The sequence below is a fragment of the Flavobacterium sp. genome (assembly GCF_003525665.1).
GTDB lineage: Bacteria > Bacteroidota > Bacteroidia > Flavobacteriales > Flavobacteriaceae > Flavobacterium.
Genome location: NZ_DQDX01000015.1, coordinates 7032 through 7781, shown reverse-complemented (window position 1 = coordinate 7781; position 750 = coordinate 7032). Strand labels below are relative to the sequence as shown.

Here is a 750-nt window from a genome sequence, read left to right as displayed (position 1 = left end):
TGTCATTCCGTAGGAATCTCACAAAAAGATTACTAATTAAATGATTACACTAAAAGGTAAAACCATCCATTTACGAGCACTCGAACCCGAAGATCTAGAGTTTGTCTATAATCTAGAAAACGACGAATCCATTTGGCATGTGAGCAACACGCAAACGCCTTACAGCAAATTTTTAATTCGTCAATATCTAGAAAATGCGCATCAAGATATTTTTGAAGCCAAACAACTGCGCTTGGCAATCTGCAAAAATGACACATCAGAAGCAATCGGTTTAATTGATTTATTCGATTTTGATCCTGTAAATAGTCGCGCCGGAATTGGAATTTTAATCCAAAACGAAACCAATCGTGGCAACGGAATAGGGAAGGAAGCATTGGGTTTATTGATTAATTACAGTTTTGCACAACTTCAGTTACATCAACTTTATGCAAATATTGGAGTCGATAATGAAGCAAGTTTAAACCTTTTTGCTACATTTGGCTTTCAAAAAATTGGCATCAAAAAAGACTGGATTTTTCACAATAATTCCTATCAAGACGAAGCCATTTATCAGTTAATCAATCATCAACAATTAAAATAATTTGTTTTGAACAAGAAATTAAAAACCATTTTAGGAATTGGAGCTGTACTGTTTTTAGTAGTTGCCTCTGTAGTTTATGTAAAATTCTTCTCATCCAACACTAAATTTTCTAAAGAAGAATTATTTGTAGAAATTCCAACAGGTTCTAATTATGAAGACGTAAAAAAAAT

Annotated in this window: 1 protein-coding gene; it reads left to right on the top strand. The window is 32.8% G+C overall.

What is annotated here, in order from left to right:
* Window positions 1-40 precede the first annotated feature (40 nt).
* On the top strand, window positions 41-580 hold the full coding sequence (locus DIU01_RS00910; RefSeq protein ID WP_290831387.1) for a GNAT family protein: 540 nt from the start codon (window positions 41-43) through the stop codon (window positions 578-580).
* Window positions 581-750: the final 170 nt, after the last annotated feature.